We start from the raw sequence: 13,930 nt of genomic DNA on the forward strand, positions 1-13,930 counted from the left end.
CCGGGCTTTTTCAATCGAGGGGTCAGCGCCAGGAGGAAAGCTGGAGGCGGAAAACCTCGCTGCCGTCCTCGCGTTGCACGATGCGTACGGGCGTGGGCACGCCGGTGGCCACCCACACGGTGGTCTGTTTGCCGCCCGCGCTCTGCACCACTCGGGTTGTATCGAGCGCACGACCACCCACGGTGATCCTTTCGCGCCCGGCGACCCGGTAGGCCAAGGACTTGGCCTTGCCGTTCTCCACGAGGCGGTAGTTCATGGATGTCCGGCCGGCGCCGACGTCGCGCACGAGCGCAAGGTTGACCAGCAGTGCATCTATGTCGCCCGGTTGCATCGCAACGGGGCCGGCGCGTTGCGGTTTCACGTCGCCCGTCCAGCGCGCTTGGAGGCCATTCCAGTTGTAACGCGTCACCACCGAGCGGGTCTTCATCAGATACGTCGAACGGTCGCTACCGCCCAACGGCCGATAGCGGCCCGCAGCGGTGTCGAACACCGTGGCCTGGCTCAGATTGGCCATCGCGTTGCGGATGCCCATTGAGTATGTCCAGCGATTGCCCTGTTGTGACAGCGACATCGATCCGCCCGCAGAAATCCCTTTGAAGGATGCGTCGTACTGGGCGGTGAAAGGCTTCAGCGCATGCGCGGGCGCGGCGACCATCGCGAGTACGGCAGCGATGGTCGCCAACGATACGGACATCCGTGTCATCGCAGGCTCTCCGGAAGGCGGCTCAGCGCCAGGACTTGAGGGTAAGGTCGATCATGTCCTGGCCCTTTTCGCGCTGCAGGATGCGCGCGGGCACCGGAGCGTCGGCGACCACCCAGACGATGGTCTGCTTGTCGCCGTCGGTGCGGACGACCTTGGTGGCTTCCTGCGGCTTGCCGGCGACCGTAATGCGCTCCTTGCCGGCGATCTGGTAGCTCATCGGCTTGGCGCGACCGTTCTCGACCATGCGATAGGTCAGCGGCTTGCCCGCCGCGACGTCGCGCACGATGGCCAGGTTGACCAGCAGGGCATCCATGTCGCCCGCCGCCAGTTTCACCGGACCGGCACGGTCGGGCTTCACGTCTCCGGTCCAGGTGGCCTGCGCGCTGGACCAGTCGTAGACGGTGTTGACGGTCTTTTTCTTGATCAACAACCGCGAGCTGTCGCTGCTGCTCAGCGGCCGCATGCGGCCGTCCTGCACGTCGAATACGGTCTTCTGGCTGAGGTCCACCGCCTGGTTGCGCACGGTCAGCGCGTACTGCCAGCGGTTGCCGGATTGGGGGGTCACCGACATCTGGCCTTCGCCCACCATGCCCAGCGCGCTGGCGCTGTATTGCGCCGTAAACGCTTCGACGGCGAGGGCGGGACTGCTGGCAACGGCGAGGAACGCGGTGGCCAGCAGCAGGCGCGGGGAGGGGAACGCGGTCTTCGTCATGTTCACGGTGCTCCTTGGTATTCGACCAGGCGAAGGTCCACGCCGTCCTGGCCATTCTCCCGCTGCAGGATGCGCACGGGAGTGGGCACGCCGTCGGCGACCCAGAAGATGGTTTCGTCATTGCCGCCGTTGGCTCGGCTCACGCGCAGGGCGCTGTAGCTCAGGTCCTCGACGGTCACGGTTTCCGGTTCCGGCGACACCACGTACTGATATTCGCGGATGCGCCCGTTGTCCACTACACGGTAATCCAATTGCTTCCCAGGCGCGGCATCGCGGATCACCGCCAGGTTCATCAACAGCGCACTCATGTCGCCTGCTTGAAGGGGCAGCGGTGCACGCCGGTTCTTCTTGATGTCGCCCTGCCACTGCGCCGTGCGGGCGTTCCAGTCGTAGGTGCCGACCATCTTCTTGCCCATGAACAGCGCGTGGCGGACGGTGGCCTGGCTGAGCGGGCGGAACTGGTCGCCCGTCACGTCGAAGACGGTGCTCTGCTCGATGTTCAACCCTGCCAGCCGCGCGAACCCGCGGGTGCCTTTGACGTTCAGGTCGATCTGCCACTGGCTGCCGGCCTTGGGCACGACCTTCATGCTCGCGCTGCCAGCCAGCTTGCCTTCGTTGTAGGCCTGATAGCTGGCGACGAACGGCTCCAGCGCCCATGCGGACGCACTGGATCCGGCCAAAACTAGGCCAAGCAGCAGGGAGCGGGACAGGGCAATCATCCGGGGGTAGTAGCGTCAGGAAACCAAACGGTCGGCTGAATCTAGGGAGAGGGGATTTAATAACGGCTGACCGTGACAGAGCGTGACGTCGCCCTGTTCAGTTAACTGGCCGGCGCTGGCCAGCCCCAGCACCGCCAGCAACAGGGCGTGCTCGCGTGGAAGCAGCCGCGTGGCCAGCGTTTCCGGGGTATCGCCGGGCAGGATCGGCACCCGCACCTGGGCGATCACGGTACCGGCATCCAGTTCAGGAATGACGAAGTGGACGCTGGCGCCGTGCTCGGAATCGCCGGCCTCGATGGCCCGGGCATGGGTATGCAATCCGCGGTATTTGGGTAGCAGGGACGGGTGGATGTTCAGCAGGCGGCCGCGGAAGCGGGCGATGAAGGCGTCACCCAGGATGCGCATGTAGCCCGCGCAGACCACCCAGTCCGGGCGGGTCGCGGCGACGGCATCCGCCAGGGCGGTTTCGTAGGCGGCGCGGTCAGGGAATGCGCTCGGCTTTGCGGCCCAGCGCCGGGCCACCGGGACCTGCCGCAAGGCGGGCGCGGACGGCTTGTCGGAGAACACGCCGACCACCTCGGCCTGCAGCGTGCCGGCGGCGATGGCGTCGAGGATCGCCTGCAGGTTGCTGCCGCGGCCGGACGCCAGCACGGCAATGCGCGCGGTCATGCCGTCACTCCACGGCGTTCCGCGCGTGCCAATGGCCAGACCAGCAGGGAACCGAGCGTGGCCAACAGCATGTCGGCGTGGGCATCCCACACATCGCCCTGCTGGCCGTTGTAGGACTCGGCCGCTTCGGGCGACATCGTCAGCGCGATGCCCCATTCCAGCCACTCGTACACCAGGCTCGTGCACATGATCAGCATCACGGCCAGCGTGAAGGCGTGACCCACCGACAGCTGCGGCCAGCGCTGGCGTAGCCAGTGCCACACGGCAGGCGTGAAACACACGCCGTACATCAGGTGGATGAAGCGGTCGAAGTGGTTGCGCTGCCAGCCGAAGCCCTCCGCCGGCGACCAGCCGGTCGCGGCCTGCAGCCACGCGTCGTAGGGGACATAGGAGTACAGCCAGCGCGCGCCGATGCAGTGCGCCACGATGAAGGCGCAGATCAGCGCGAAATGTGCCGGACGCAGCGGCCAGCGGCGGTCGTGCCACCACAGCCACCCCAGTCCGATCACGGTCAGGCTGCTGTGCATGGCCTGTTCGACCGGCCAGCGCGGCGCGATCCAGCTGGCGGCGAACACCGCCAGCGTCAGACCGAGGGCGGTCGCCTTGCTGCGCGGCATGCCGCGCTCAGCCGATGCGGACGCGTTCGCCGCCGGTGGCGGTGACGACTTCGCCGATCTGCCAGTGGGTCAGCTGCAGACGGGCCAGGTCGGCCTGCACGGCAGCCAGCTGGTCCGGCGCCACCACCAGCACGAAGCCGATGCCGCAGTTGAAGGTGCGCCACATCTCGCTGTTCTCGACCGCGCCTTCGCGTTGCAGCCAGTCGAACACCGGCGGCAGCGTCCAGGCGCTGGCATCGATCTGCAGGCCCAGGCCGTCGGGGATCACGCGGATGATGTTTTCGGTCAGGCCGCCGCCGGTGATGTGCGCCATGCCGTGCAGGTCATGCGCCTGCAGCAGCTCGAGGATCGGCTTCACGTACAGCGTGGTCGGCGCCATCAACGCATCGGCCAGCTTCACGCCGCCCACGTCGATGTCGCCCGGGCGACCGGCACGGTCGTAGATGCGGCGGACCAGAGAATAGCCGTTGGAATGCGGGCCGCTGGAGGCGATACCGACCAGCACGTCGCCGGCGCGGACCTTGGCGCCGTCCAGCAGGCGCGACTTCTCCACGGCGGCCACGCAGAAACCTGCCAGGTCGTATTCGCCCGGCCCGTACATGTCGGGCATCTCGGCGGTCTCACCACCGATCAGTGCACAACCCGACAGCTCGCAGCCGCGGGCGATGCCGCCGATCACGGCGACCGTGGTGTCGACATCCAGCTTGCCGGTGGCGAAGTAGTCAAGGAAGAACAGCGGCTCGGCGCCCTGCACCAGCACGTCGTTGACGCACATGGCCACCAGGTCGATGCCGATGGTGTCATGGCGGCCCAACTGCTGTGCCAGCTTCAGCTTCGTGCCCACGCCGTCGGTGCCGGACACCAGCACCGGTTCGCGGTACTTGCCGGACAGGTCGAACAGCGCGCCGAAGCCGCCCAGGCCGCCCATCACTTCCGGCCGGAAGCTGCGCTTCACCAGCGGCTTGATGCGTTCGACCAGCTCGTTGCCGGCGTCGATGTCGACACCCGCGTCGCGATAGGTCATCGGGGTGGGAGAGGAAGGCGTCGGCTGGGTCACGGGCGGTCGTCGGTGGGGCAAGAGGCGTGATTTTAAAGGAATCAGTGGGCCGAGCGACCGTCCTGAACGGGTGCCGTTGGCGGTATCGGGTCATTCGGGCAACAATTCCCCGGGTCTGTAGAGCTCAAGGACGCTCGATGCGCCGGATCCCAGGTATCGCACTCGCCACGGCATTGCTGCTGGCGGCATTGACCACGACGCCCGCCGTGCAGGCGCAGTCCGGCTTGCGCACGGAAGGCGATGCGGTCTCCGCGCGCGGTCTGTACCAGGCGGAAGTGCCGGTCAGCGGGCAGGGCGAGGCGGAGCGCCAGGGCGGCTTCGCGCGCGCGCTGGGCAGCGTGCTGGCGAAGCTGTCGGGCGACCGCGCGGCGATGTCGCGCCCCGGCGTCGGCGCCGAGCTGCGCAACGCCAAGGATTACGTGGACGGCTACGACTACCGCCAGGACCAGGGCACCTCGTCCACCGGTGCGCCGACGTTCCGCACCACGCTGGTGGTGCGCTTCGACGAAGATCAGGTCAACGGGCTGGCCGGTGCGCTCGGCCTGCCGGTGTGGCCGCAGCCGCGCCCGAAGCCGGTGGTCTGGCTTGCGATCAACGATGGCAGCGGCCCGCGTCTGGTCGGCCTGCCGCAGTCCAATGCCGCGCGCCCGCTGTTGAATCGCGCGATCGAGCGCGGTTACGGCCTCGGCCTGCCGGCCGGTGGTGCGGCGGAGCAGGCGCTGGTGGGTGCGATCTGGCGCCAGGACACCGCCGCCGTCGCGCGGGCGTCGGCCCGCTACAGCCCGCCGATGCAGCTGATTGGCAAGCTCTACCGCAATGCCAAGGGCGGCTGGACAGCCGACTGGGTGTTCGTCGACGCAGGCAAGGTGCTGGCGAACTGGTCGGTGACCGATGCCGATGCGCGCCGCGCGATGGCCTCGGGTGCCGACGGCACCGCCGATGCGCTGGTGAAGCGCTACGGCAAGCGCGGCAGCGCGGGGCCCGCCGGCACCTACCGGGTGATCTTCACCGGCATCCGCAACACGGACGATTACCTGCGCCTGACCGGCCACCTGCAGAAGATGGCCGTGGTCCGCCGCATCACCCCGGTGCGTGCCAGCGGCGACGTGCTGGAGCTCGACCTGGAACTGGTCTCGGGCCTGGCCGGCTTCCGCCGCACCATGGGCGACGAGGCTCCCTTCACCGGCGGCGAAGGCGAGCCGCCGGCCTACCAGATGCGCTGACACAAGGACGCTGCATGGATCTTTCCACCACGCCGGCGGGCACGCTGGCCCGTCGCTGGCAATGGCTGCTGATCGCGTTGATCGTCGGCTGGCTGATCTGGTTGCTGGCGCCGGTGCTGACGCCGTTCGTCTGCGCGGCGTTGCTCGGCTGGCTGGGCGATCCGTGGGTCGATCGCCTGGAACGCAGCGGACGCTCGCGGACCACCGCCGTGGTGCTGGTCTTCACGCTGATGTCGCTGCTGCTGGTGCTGGCCCTGGTGATCCTGGTGCCGATGATCGAGCGCCAGGTGGTGACGGTGATCGAGTCGCTGCCAACGTACCGCGACTGGTTCGTGCAGACGGCGCTGCCCTGGGTCGAGCAGCGCACCGGGTTGGAGCTGGTGGCATGGCTGGATCCTGATCGCCTGACGGAGTGGATCCGCAGTCACTGGCAGCAGGCGGGCGGTGTCGCCGCCACGCTGTTCGGCTACTTCTCCCGCTCCGGTTTCGCGGTGATGGCGTGGGTGGCCAACCTGGTGTTGCTGCCGATCCTGACGTTCTACTTCCTGCGCGACTGGGACAAGCTCGTCGAGCGCATCGCTGCACTCGTCCCGCGCGACCATATCGCGACCGTGACGCGGCTGGCGCTGGAATCCAACGAGGTGCTCGGCGCGTTCCTGCGTGGCCAGTTCCTGGTGATGCTGGCACTGGGCGCGATCTACGCCATCGGCCTGTCGGTCGTCGGCCTGAAGGTTGGCCTGCTGGTCGGCATCATCGCCGGCCTGATCAGCTTCGTTCCGTACCTGGGCACGGCGACCGGCATCGTGCTGGGCGTGATCGCCGCGCTGGTGCAGTCGGGCGGGGACTGGTCGCTGGTGGCGATGGTGATGGGCGTGTTCGTGGTCGGCCAGATGCTGGAAGGCTATGTGCTGACACCGCGCATCGTCGGCGACCGGATCGGCCTGCATCCCGTGGCGGTGATCTTCGCGATCATGGCGGGCGGCCAGTTGTTCGGTTTCCTCGGCATGCTGCTCGCGTTGCCGATCGCCGCCATCGCCAACGTGCTGCTGCGCTTCGCCCACGAACGCTATACGCAGAGTCGCCTGTATGCCGGTGACCGGCCGTCCATCGTGCTGGACTCCTATATCGACAAGGGCAGCGTGGAGCAGGCGGCGCCTCGCGTCGACTCCGATACCCCGTGAGCCACGACCTGCAAGGCACCCGCTTGGGGCCGCAGTTGCCGCTGGCACTGCGGTATCCGCCGGACCAGCGTTTCGACAGTTTCATCGCGCCCCCCGAAGGCGCCCTGCCAGCGTTGTCGGCACTGGCCACGACGGCAGGTGCGGACTGGGTGTATCTGTCCGGCGTATCGCGGACCGGAAAGACCCACCTGGCGCTGGCGGTCTGCGCGGCAGCCGAACAGCAGAGGCGGCGTGCTACCTATCTGCCGCTGGCGGCAGCAGCAGGGCGACTGCGTGACGCGCTGGACGCGCTGGAAGGCCACGACGTGGTGGCGCTGGATGGACTTGACGCGGTCGCCGGCGGCCGCGACGACGAAGTCGCGCTGTTCGATTTCCACAATCGCGCCCGATCATCCGGACTGAACGTGTTGTACACCGCGCGCAGCATCCCCGACGACATCGGCCTGGTGCTGCCCGACCTGCGGTCGCGCCTGCAGCAGTGCCTGCGCTTCGCGCTGGATCCGCTTGATGACGAGGGCCGTCGCGAGGTACTGCGGGATCGCGCACAACGGCGAGGCCTGGTCCTGGAGGAGGCCGCGCTGGACTGGCTGCTGACGCGTACCGATCGCGATCTCGGCGCGCTGGTCGCATTGCTGGACAAGCTGGACCGCGCCTCGCTCGCCGCACAACGCCGGATCACCGTGCCGTTCCTGCGGCAGGTGCTCTGAACGGCTAGCGCGGCGGGTTCACGAGCGTTCTTTCCAGTTCCGCCAGGCGCTCCGGCGTGCCGACGTCGGTCCAGCGCCCGGCGTGGCGTTCACCGCGGATGCCGTCCGTGTCCATGTGCGCACGCAGGATGGGTGCCAGGCGGAAGCGCGGCTTTCCATTGCTGGCGACGCCGGCTTGCTCGTCCACGTGACGTTGCCAATCGTCCAGTAAGGCGGGGCGATAGACGCCGATGCCCGAGTAGGTCAATCGCTGCGTGCCGTCGCGGCGTACCAGGCCTGCTTCATCTAGCGCGAAATCGCCTTGGGTGGCATAGCCGGGTGGATCGATCATCACCAGATGGGCCAGCCCAGCCGGCTCGGACGGCAGGCGGGCGAAGTCGAAGTCGGTCCAGATGTCGCCGTTCACCAGCAGGAATGGTGAATCGCCGAGCACGGCCAGCGCATTGAGCATGCCGCCACCGGTTTCCAGCGGTGTATCGCCTTCGTAGAGGTAGTGGAGCCGAAGATCCCATTGAGCGCCATCGCCAAGCGTCGCCGGAAACTGGTCGGCCAGCCAACTGGTGTTGACCACCACGTCCCGCACGCCCATTGCCGCCAGCTTCTCCAGATGCCAGACGATCAGCGGCTTGCCACCGGCTTCGATCAACGGCTTGGGCGTGTGGTCGGTCAGCGGCCGCATGCGCTCGCCGAGGCCTGCCGCGAACACCAGCGCCTTCATGCGATCTCACCGCGGGCGAGCAGCACCGGCTTGATGCGGGTGTCCAGCAGCACGCGTAGTCCGGCAAGTTCCGGGTAACGCGGCAACACTTCGTCCAGATAGCGGATGAAGCGGGGCACGTCCGGCAGATAGCGTGTCTTGCCATCGCGGTAATGCAGGCGCGAGAAGATGCCGAGGATCTTCAGGTGCCGCTGGATGCCCATCCAGTCGGCATCGCGCAGGAATACCTTCAGCTCGGGCACCGGCACGCCGGCGCGCGTGGCGCGCGCGTGGTAACGCGCCAGCCATCCGTCCACGCGTTCGATCGGCCAACTCAGGAACGCGTCCTTGAACAGGCTCATCGCATCGTAGGCCACCGGTCCGCGAACGCAGTCCTGGAAGTCCAGGACCGCTGGGCCGGGCGTGATCGGCATCAGGTTGCGCGGCATGAAATCGCGGTGTGTCAGCACGCGCGACTGCGTCAGCGCGTTGTCCATCAGGCGGCGCTGGGCAAGTTCCAGGCCTTCGGACTCGCCGCAGTCCAGCGTCAGCCCCAGATGGCGGCGCAGGAACCATTCGTCGAACAACCCGGCATCACGCTGCAGCAGCGCTTCGCCAAACTCGCCCATGCCTTCCGGAGGTGTGATGGCCTGCAGGCGCAGCAGTTGCTCAATGGCGGCATCGAACCAGGTGTCGGCATTGTCTTCGCTGATCACGTGGGCCAGGGTCGGGCCGCCGAGGTCCTCCAGCAGCAGGAAGCCGAGTTCGCTGTCGATGGCCAGCACATCCGGCACGCGCACCCCGCCGCCTGAAAGCAACTCGCGCATCGCCAGCCAGGGGCGCACGTCCTCGAGGTCGGGCGGGGAATCCATCACGATCCGGCCGGGGCCATCGCCCAGGCTGCGCCAGTAGCTACGGAAACCGGCATCCATCGACGCGCGTTCGAGCTGCGCATACGGGTCGCCGAGCGCACCGCGTGCCCACTCCAAACGCTGGGCTTCCCGCCCGGAAGGGTCCTGAATCGTCGGGTTCATGCAGTTGCGGCCACGCGAAGGCGATAAGGGCTACAGGGTAAACTGGGGCCCTACCGACTTGCGAGGCTTGCATGGCCAAACTCCAACCCGTGTTGCTGTCCGGCGGCTCCGGTACGCGCCTGTGGCCGTTGTCACGCGAGGCCTATCCCAAGCAGTTCCTTCCGCTCGCGGGCGACGACACGATGGTGCAGGCGACCTGGCGTCGCGTCGACGCCATCGCCGAGCTCGCTCCCATCGTGGTCGCGAACGAGGAACATCGATTCCTGGTCGCTGAACAGCTGCGCCAGATCGGAGCGCCTGCGCCGGCCATCCTGCTGGAGCCTGTCGGACGCAACACCGCGCCCGCGATCGCCGCGGCCGCATTGCAGGCGATGGCGGATGGTTCGGATCCGCTGCTGCTGGTGCTGCCGTCGGATCACGTCGTCCGTGATGTTGCGGGCTTCCAGCGCGCCGTGCACGAAGCCTCGTCCACCGCAGATGCTGGTTCACTGGTGACCTTCGGCATCGTGCCGGATGCACCGGAAACCGGCTTCGGCTACATCCAGGCCGAGACCGGTGACGGGTTGCGCAAGGTGTCGCGCTTCGTCGAGAAACCCGATGCCGCGACCGCGCAGTCGTATCTCGATGCCGGTGGCTATTACTGGAACAGCGGCATGTTCCTGTTCCGTGCCAGCCGCTACCTCGAAGAACTCGCTCGATTCCGTCCCGACATCGTCGAGGCGGTGCGCGCAGCGCATGGGTCGGCCAGGCACGACGGCGATTTCGTGCGTCTGGACAAGGAGGCGTTCGCTGCCTGTCCGTCCGACTCGATCGACTACGCCGTCTTCGAGAAGACGGATCACGCGATGGTGCTGCCGGTCGATATCGGCTGGAACGATGTCGGCAGTTGGTCCGCGTTGTGGGATGTCGCCGAGCGCGATGCCGAGGGCAACGCCCACCATGGCGACGTGATCGCGGTGGACAGCCGCAACAGCTATGCCTACGCGCAGCGCCTGGTCGCGCTGGTGGGCGTGGACGACATCGTCGTGGTGGAAACGGATGACGCCGTGCTGGTCGCGCGCAAGGATCGCGTGCAGGAGGTCAAGCAGGTGGTCGCGCAACTGAAGAAGGAGCAGCGCAGCCAGGCGGTCCTGCATCGTGAAGTGCACCGTCCGTGGGGCAGCTACGACTCGGTCGACAACGGCGGCCGTCACCAGGTCAAGCGCATCAAGGTCAAGCCGGGTGCGTCACTGAGCCTGCAGATGCACCATCACCGCGCGGAACACTGGATCGTGGTCAGCGGCACCGCCAAGGTGACGCGTGGTGACGAGACGCTGTTGCTGTCCGAGAACGAGAGCACCTATATCCCGCTCGGTGTGAAGCATCGCCTGGAGAATCCCGGCAAGGTGCCGCTGGAACTGATCGAAGTGCAGTCCGGCAGCTATCTGGGCGAAGACGACATCGTGCGTTTCGAGGACGTCTACGGTCGCAGCCAGTAAACCGGCAGGCGTGCGGTCACGGCGCGGAAGTCACGCGCCGCCAGACTTCGCGCTCGACGCGCTTGCCGTCCTCGTACCGTTCCAGCGTCCATGTGTCGCCCTCGAGCGTGTAGCGGAAACGGTAACTGCCACCGTCCACAAGAGGATAGGACGCAATCTCCGGCGTCTCGACGTAGGTGTCCGCATCAGCCGTGAAGCGGCCCGAACCGCCAGCCCAGAAACGCCCATCCTGTGCGGTGGTGAAGGAGAAGCGGCCATCCGCCAGCAACTTCGTGCCCTGCAGTTTGAGGCTGGCGTAGTCCTTCTCCTTGCCGTCGGCGTCGACATGGCTGCCGGATTCCAGGCGCCAGGCGCCGTCGAGGGGTGATGCGGCCAGCGTGGAACCGGCAGCAAGGCTGGACATCGCCAGCAGCAAGCGGAACAGGGTCAGTGATGTGTTGCGCATCGAAATTCCTCGAAAAAAATGCCCCCGAGCGGGGGCATTCGATCGCGTTGCACGTGAGGATCAGCGCTTCTTCTTCACCATCGCGTAGATGACCAGCAGCACGATGGCGCCGACCACGGAGGCGATGAATCCTGCGGGTTCACCCGGGCCGTACCAGCCCAACGCGCCGCCGACGTAACGCGCCAGCAGAGCGCCGGCGATGCCGAGCAGGATGGTCATGAAGAAGCCGAGCTTGTCATTGCCCGGCTTGAGCGCTCGCGCAAGCAGGCCGGCGAGGAAGCCGATCAGCAGGGTCCAGAGAATACCGCCACCGAAAATCTGTTCCATCGAATCACTCCGGTTGGGAAGGTGTGGGGCGATGCGAGCCTAGCAGGGCGAAGGGCTGCCCTGCCATCCCTGGTGCTGGAAATGAAAACACCGGGTTTCCCCGGCGTTTCCGCTTCCTGTCCCCTCAGATCAGCAGCAGCCGTGATCGCCGTGCTGCTCGCCACCGGCCACGGCGGCCACGCCGGTGGTCTCGCCACGGACGCTGGCAGCGTGGTGTTCGGCGATCACGCGCGCCACGCAGGCGGTGACCTTCTTGCCCATCGGGATATGCAGGAACTCGTTGGGACCATGCGCATTGGAGTGCGGTCCCAGCACGCCGGTGATCATGAACTGCGCGCCGGGGAACTTCTCGCCCAGCATGCCCATGAAGGGGATCGTGCCGCCTTCGCCCATGTACATGGCGGGCTTGCCGAAGAACTCGCGGCTGGAGGCGTCGATGGCGTTCTCCAGCCACGACGACATCGCCGGCGCATTCCAGCCGGTGCTGGCTTTCTCAAGATCAAGGCTGACCTGCGCGCCGTTCGGCGGATCCTTCTCCAGCAGTTCCTTCAGCAGCTGACCGGCCTGCTTGCCTTCCAGCGTCGGCGGCAGGCGAAGCGACAGCTTCACCGAGGTGTAGGGGCGCAGCACGTTGCCTGCCGACGACAGCGGCGGCAGGCCGTCCACGCCGGTGACCGACAGGGCAGGGCGCCAGGTACGGTTGAGCACCAGCTCGGCCAGATCTTCGGCCATCGGCGTCATGCCGGGCAGGAACGGAAACTTGTCGAACACTGCCGTGTCGAGCACGCGTGCGGCTTCCTGCGCCTGCGCCAGGCGCGCGGCGGGAATCTCCACCTGCAGGCCTTCGGGCAGGATGCGGCCGGTCTGTTCGTCTTCCAGTCGCGACAGCAGCTGGCGCAGCAGGCGGAAGCTGGATGGCACCACGCCGGAGGCATCGCCGGAATGCACGCCTTCCTCCAGCACCTTGACGGTGAAGTTGCCACCGGCCAGCCCGCGCAGCGACGTGGTGCACCACAGCTGCTCGTAGTTGCCGCAGCCCGAATCCAGGCAGACGACCAGCGACGGCTTGCCGATACGGTCGGCCAGGTGGTCCACGTAGGCGGGCAGATCGTAGCTGCCGGATTCCTCACAGGCTTCGATCAGCACCACGCAGCGCGCGTGCGGCACGCCCTGCTGCTGCAGCGCCTGGATGGCGGCCAGCGAGCCGAAAATCGCGTAGCCGTCATCGGCGCCACCGCGGCCATAGAGCTTGTCACCCTTGATCACCGGCACCCAGGGGCCGAGGTCGTCGTCCCAGCCGGTCATTTCCGGCTGCTTGTCCAGATGGCCGTACAGCAACACCGTGTCGGCGCCGGTTTCCGGACCGCTGGCGGGAATCTCGATGAGGATCAGCGGCGTGCGGCCCTCAAGGCGGACCACTTCCACCTGCATGCCCGGCACAGACTGTGCCTTCGCCCAGCGCTCCATCAGCTGTACCGCCTGCTCCATGTAGCCGTTGGCCACCCAGTCCTTGTCGAACATCGGCGACTTGTTGGGGATACGGATGTACTCGACCAGTTGCGGGACGATGTCGTCATCCCACTTCTCGGCAACGAAGCGGTCGACTTTGGCGGTATCCATGGGAACTCCGGGTACTGAAAAGGCAGGGCGCCATTCTACGCCCTGGCCGAGGGTAGGACTTTTCCTACACTTGGTCGCGGTGTTTACGGGCAGATTCTCCCGCGCCCGGGCGATATCTTGGCTCCCGTCGGCGTTGGACACTTTCCCTACCGCAGCGGTCCCCGGACCACCGACGGAAACATGGCGGATGCTGCGACGCATCGGTCATGCATGGAGAGTCCAACACCACAAGGAGAGTCGTCATGAAGTCGTTCATCCACATCGTGTTCGCCACCGCGCTGTCGCTGCTGTTCGCCGTGCAGGCGATGGCGGCAGAGAAGGTCAACATCAACACCGCCGACGCGGCCGCGCTGGATCGCGTGCTGATCGGCGTGGGGCCGGCCAAGGCCGCCGCCATCATCGAGTACCGCAAGACCAACGGACCGTTCAAGAGCGCCGAGGAACTGGCCATGGTGAAGGGCATCGGCCTGAGCACCATCGAGCAGAACCGCGACCGCATTGAACTGCGCACCGGCACCACGCCAGCCGGCAAGCCGGCGGCTGCAGCAGCGGCACCCGCCAAGCCGGTGGCGCGTCGCTGATCGAATCCCGCGCGGGGCGTCTCCACAGGAGGTGGGGCGCCATGCACAGGGGCAGGATGCCAGGGGGACACAGGCAGGAGGCCGACAAGGACGTATCCACATCGCGCTGGACGCGCAAGGATCAGGAACGGGCAGGAGCCTGATACTGGCAGGATGCCGA

Annotated in this window: 16 protein-coding genes; 5 read left to right on the plus strand and 11 right to left on the minus strand. The window is 66.9% G+C overall.

Annotated elements, in window-relative coordinates; translation table 11 throughout:
• Window positions 1-22: 22 nt before the first annotated feature.
• From IB225_RS11200 to purM, 6 genes are read right to left on the minus strand one after another with little or no spacing between them, the layout of a single operon-like run.
• Window positions 23-682: a DUF3108 domain-containing protein gene (locus tag IB225_RS11200; protein ID WP_225583697.1), complete on the minus strand. Its 660-nt coding sequence runs from the start codon at window positions 680-682 to the stop codon at window positions 23-25.
• Window positions 683-725: 43 nt separating this feature from the next.
• The gene (locus IB225_RS11205) at window positions 726-1,415 is read right to left on the minus strand and encodes a DUF3108 domain-containing protein (RefSeq protein ID WP_192311325.1); all 690 of its coding nucleotides are present in this window, start codon (window positions 1,413-1,415) and stop codon (window positions 726-728) included.
• A gap of 2 nt (window positions 1,416-1,417) precedes the next feature.
• On the minus strand, window positions 1,418-2,134 hold the full coding sequence (locus IB225_RS11210; protein ID WP_192311326.1) for a DUF3108 domain-containing protein: 717 nt from the start codon (window positions 2,132-2,134) through the stop codon (window positions 1,418-1,420).
• A gap of 15 nt (window positions 2,135-2,149) precedes the next feature.
• Window positions 2,150-2,803: a phosphoribosylglycinamide formyltransferase gene (purN, locus tag IB225_RS11215; protein ID WP_192311327.1), complete on the minus strand. Its 654-nt coding sequence runs from the start codon at window positions 2,801-2,803 to the stop codon at window positions 2,150-2,152.
• Window positions 2,800-3,420 (minus strand): DUF2238 domain-containing protein, encoded by a 621-nt coding sequence (locus tag IB225_RS11220; protein ID WP_192311328.1) that lies wholly within the window; start codon window positions 3,418-3,420, stop codon window positions 2,800-2,802. The genes purN and IB225_RS11220 overlap by 4 nt, the downstream gene beginning before the upstream one ends.
• 7 nt (window positions 3,421-3,427) lie before the next feature.
• A complete protein-coding gene (purM, locus tag IB225_RS11225) occupies window positions 3,428-4,444 on the minus strand; it encodes a phosphoribosylformylglycinamidine cyclo-ligase (protein ID WP_192311880.1) in 1,017 nt (338 codons plus the stop codon).
• A gap of 170 nt (window positions 4,445-4,614) precedes the next feature.
• Here purM and IB225_RS11230 point away from each other — a divergent pair, with 170 nt between their 5' ends.
• Genes IB225_RS11230 through hda form a run of 3 tightly spaced genes read left to right on the plus strand, consistent with a single transcriptional unit; the run spans window position 4,615 to window position 7,588 of the window.
• Window positions 4,615-5,700, plus strand: a complete 1,086-nt coding sequence (locus tag IB225_RS11230; protein ID WP_192311329.1) for a DUF2066 domain-containing protein — start codon at window positions 4,615-4,617, stop codon at window positions 5,698-5,700.
• 14 nt (window positions 5,701-5,714) lie between these two features.
• Window positions 5,715-6,881: an AI-2E family transporter gene (locus tag IB225_RS11235; RefSeq protein WP_192311330.1), complete on the plus strand. Its 1,167-nt coding sequence runs from the start codon at window positions 5,715-5,717 to the stop codon at window positions 6,879-6,881.
• Between the two features lie 23 nt (window positions 6,882-6,904).
• Entirely contained in the window at window positions 6,905-7,588 is a 684-nt protein-coding gene (gene hda, locus IB225_RS11240) for a DnaA regulatory inactivator Hda (protein WP_192311881.1), read from the plus strand.
• 4 nt (window positions 7,589-7,592) lie between these two features.
• On the opposite strand, the gene murU is transcribed toward hda, so the two are convergent.
• Both murU and IB225_RS11250 read right to left on the minus strand, forming a co-directional pair.
• Window positions 7,593-8,306, minus strand: a complete 714-nt coding sequence (gene murU, locus IB225_RS11245) for an N-acetylmuramate alpha-1-phosphate uridylyltransferase MurU (protein ID WP_192311331.1) — start codon at window positions 8,304-8,306, stop codon at window positions 7,593-7,595.
• Complete coding sequence (locus IB225_RS11250) at window positions 8,303-9,319, minus strand: phosphotransferase (protein ID WP_192311332.1); 1,017 nt, start codon at window positions 9,317-9,319, stop codon at window positions 8,303-8,305. The genes murU and IB225_RS11250 overlap by 4 nt, the downstream gene beginning before the upstream one ends.
• 71 nt (window positions 9,320-9,390) lie before the next feature.
• On the opposite strand from IB225_RS11250, the gene IB225_RS11255 reads away from it, so the two are divergent.
• Entirely contained in the window at window positions 9,391-10,797 is a 1,407-nt protein-coding gene (locus IB225_RS11255; RefSeq protein WP_192311333.1) for a mannose-1-phosphate guanylyltransferase/mannose-6-phosphate isomerase, read from the plus strand.
• A gap of 16 nt (window positions 10,798-10,813) precedes the next feature.
• On the opposite strand, the gene IB225_RS11260 is transcribed toward IB225_RS11255, so the two are convergent.
• From IB225_RS11260 to IB225_RS11270, 3 genes are all read right to left on the minus strand, one after another.
• Window positions 10,814-11,242 carry a hypothetical protein gene (locus tag IB225_RS11260; protein WP_192311334.1) on the minus strand — a complete coding sequence of 143 codons (429 nt, stop codon included), beginning with the start codon at window positions 11,240-11,242 and terminating at the stop codon, window positions 10,814-10,816.
• A gap of 60 nt (window positions 11,243-11,302) precedes the next feature.
• The gene (locus tag IB225_RS11265) at window positions 11,303-11,569 is read right to left on the minus strand and encodes a GlsB/YeaQ/YmgE family stress response membrane protein (RefSeq protein WP_192311335.1); all 267 of its coding nucleotides are present in this window, start codon (window positions 11,567-11,569) and stop codon (window positions 11,303-11,305) included.
• A gap of 129 nt (window positions 11,570-11,698) precedes the next feature.
• The gene (locus IB225_RS11270) at window positions 11,699-13,189 is read right to left on the minus strand and encodes a M20 family metallopeptidase (RefSeq protein ID WP_192311336.1); all 1,491 of its coding nucleotides are present in this window, start codon (window positions 13,187-13,189) and stop codon (window positions 11,699-11,701) included.
• Window positions 13,190-13,431: 242 nt separating this feature from the next.
• On the opposite strand from IB225_RS11270, the gene IB225_RS11275 reads away from it, so the two are divergent.
• A complete protein-coding gene (locus IB225_RS11275; protein WP_192311337.1) occupies window positions 13,432-13,770 on the plus strand; it encodes a helix-hairpin-helix domain-containing protein in 339 nt (112 codons plus the stop codon).
• The last annotated feature ends 160 nt before the right edge of the window (window positions 13,771-13,930 follow it).

This window comes from Pseudoxanthomonas sp. PXM02 (assembly GCF_014851805.1).
Classification (GTDB): Bacteria; Pseudomonadota; Gammaproteobacteria; order Xanthomonadales; family Xanthomonadaceae; genus Pseudoxanthomonas_A.

Excerpts from the sequence above, each read along its gene's own strand:
- IB225_RS11260 (WP_192311334.1), bottom strand. The coding sequence starts at position 11,242 with ATGCGCAACACATCACTGACCCTGTTCCGCTTGCTGCTGGCGATGTCC.
- IB225_RS11230 (WP_192311329.1), top strand. The coding sequence starts at position 4,615 with ATGCGCCGGATCCCAGGTATCGCACTCGCCACGGCATTGCTGCTGGCG.
- IB225_RS11210 (WP_192311326.1), bottom strand. The coding sequence starts at position 2,134 with ATGATTGCCCTGTCCCGCTCCCTGCTGCTTGGCCTAGTTTTGGCCGGA.
- IB225_RS11205 (WP_192311325.1), bottom strand. The coding sequence starts at position 1,415 with ATGACGAAGACCGCGTTCCCCTCCCCGCGCCTGCTGCTGGCCACCGCG.
- purM (WP_192311880.1), bottom strand. The coding sequence starts at position 4,444 with ATGACCTATCGCGACGCGGGTGTCGACATCGACGCCGGCAACGAGCTG.
- IB225_RS11235 (WP_192311330.1), top strand. The coding sequence starts at position 5,715 with ATGGATCTTTCCACCACGCCGGCGGGCACGCTGGCCCGTCGCTGGCAA.
- IB225_RS11270 (WP_192311336.1), bottom strand. The coding sequence starts at position 13,189 with ATGGATACCGCCAAAGTCGACCGCTTCGTTGCCGAGAAGTGGGATGAC.
- IB225_RS11275 (WP_192311337.1), top strand. The coding sequence starts at position 13,432 with ATGAAGTCGTTCATCCACATCGTGTTCGCCACCGCGCTGTCGCTGCTG.
- purN (WP_192311327.1), bottom strand. The coding sequence starts at position 2,803 with ATGACCGCGCGCATTGCCGTGCTGGCGTCCGGCCGCGGCAGCAACCTG.
- IB225_RS11255 (WP_192311333.1), top strand. The coding sequence starts at position 9,391 with ATGGCCAAACTCCAACCCGTGTTGCTGTCCGGCGGCTCCGGTACGCGC.
- IB225_RS11250 (WP_192311332.1), bottom strand. The coding sequence starts at position 9,319 with ATGAACCCGACGATTCAGGACCCTTCCGGGCGGGAAGCCCAGCGTTTG.
- IB225_RS11220 (WP_192311328.1), bottom strand. The coding sequence starts at position 3,420 with ATGCCGCGCAGCAAGGCGACCGCCCTCGGTCTGACGCTGGCGGTGTTC.
- murU (WP_192311331.1), bottom strand. The coding sequence starts at position 8,306 with ATGAAGGCGCTGGTGTTCGCGGCAGGCCTCGGCGAGCGCATGCGGCCG.
- IB225_RS11265 (WP_192311335.1), bottom strand. The coding sequence starts at position 11,569 with ATGGAACAGATTTTCGGTGGCGGTATTCTCTGGACCCTGCTGATCGGC.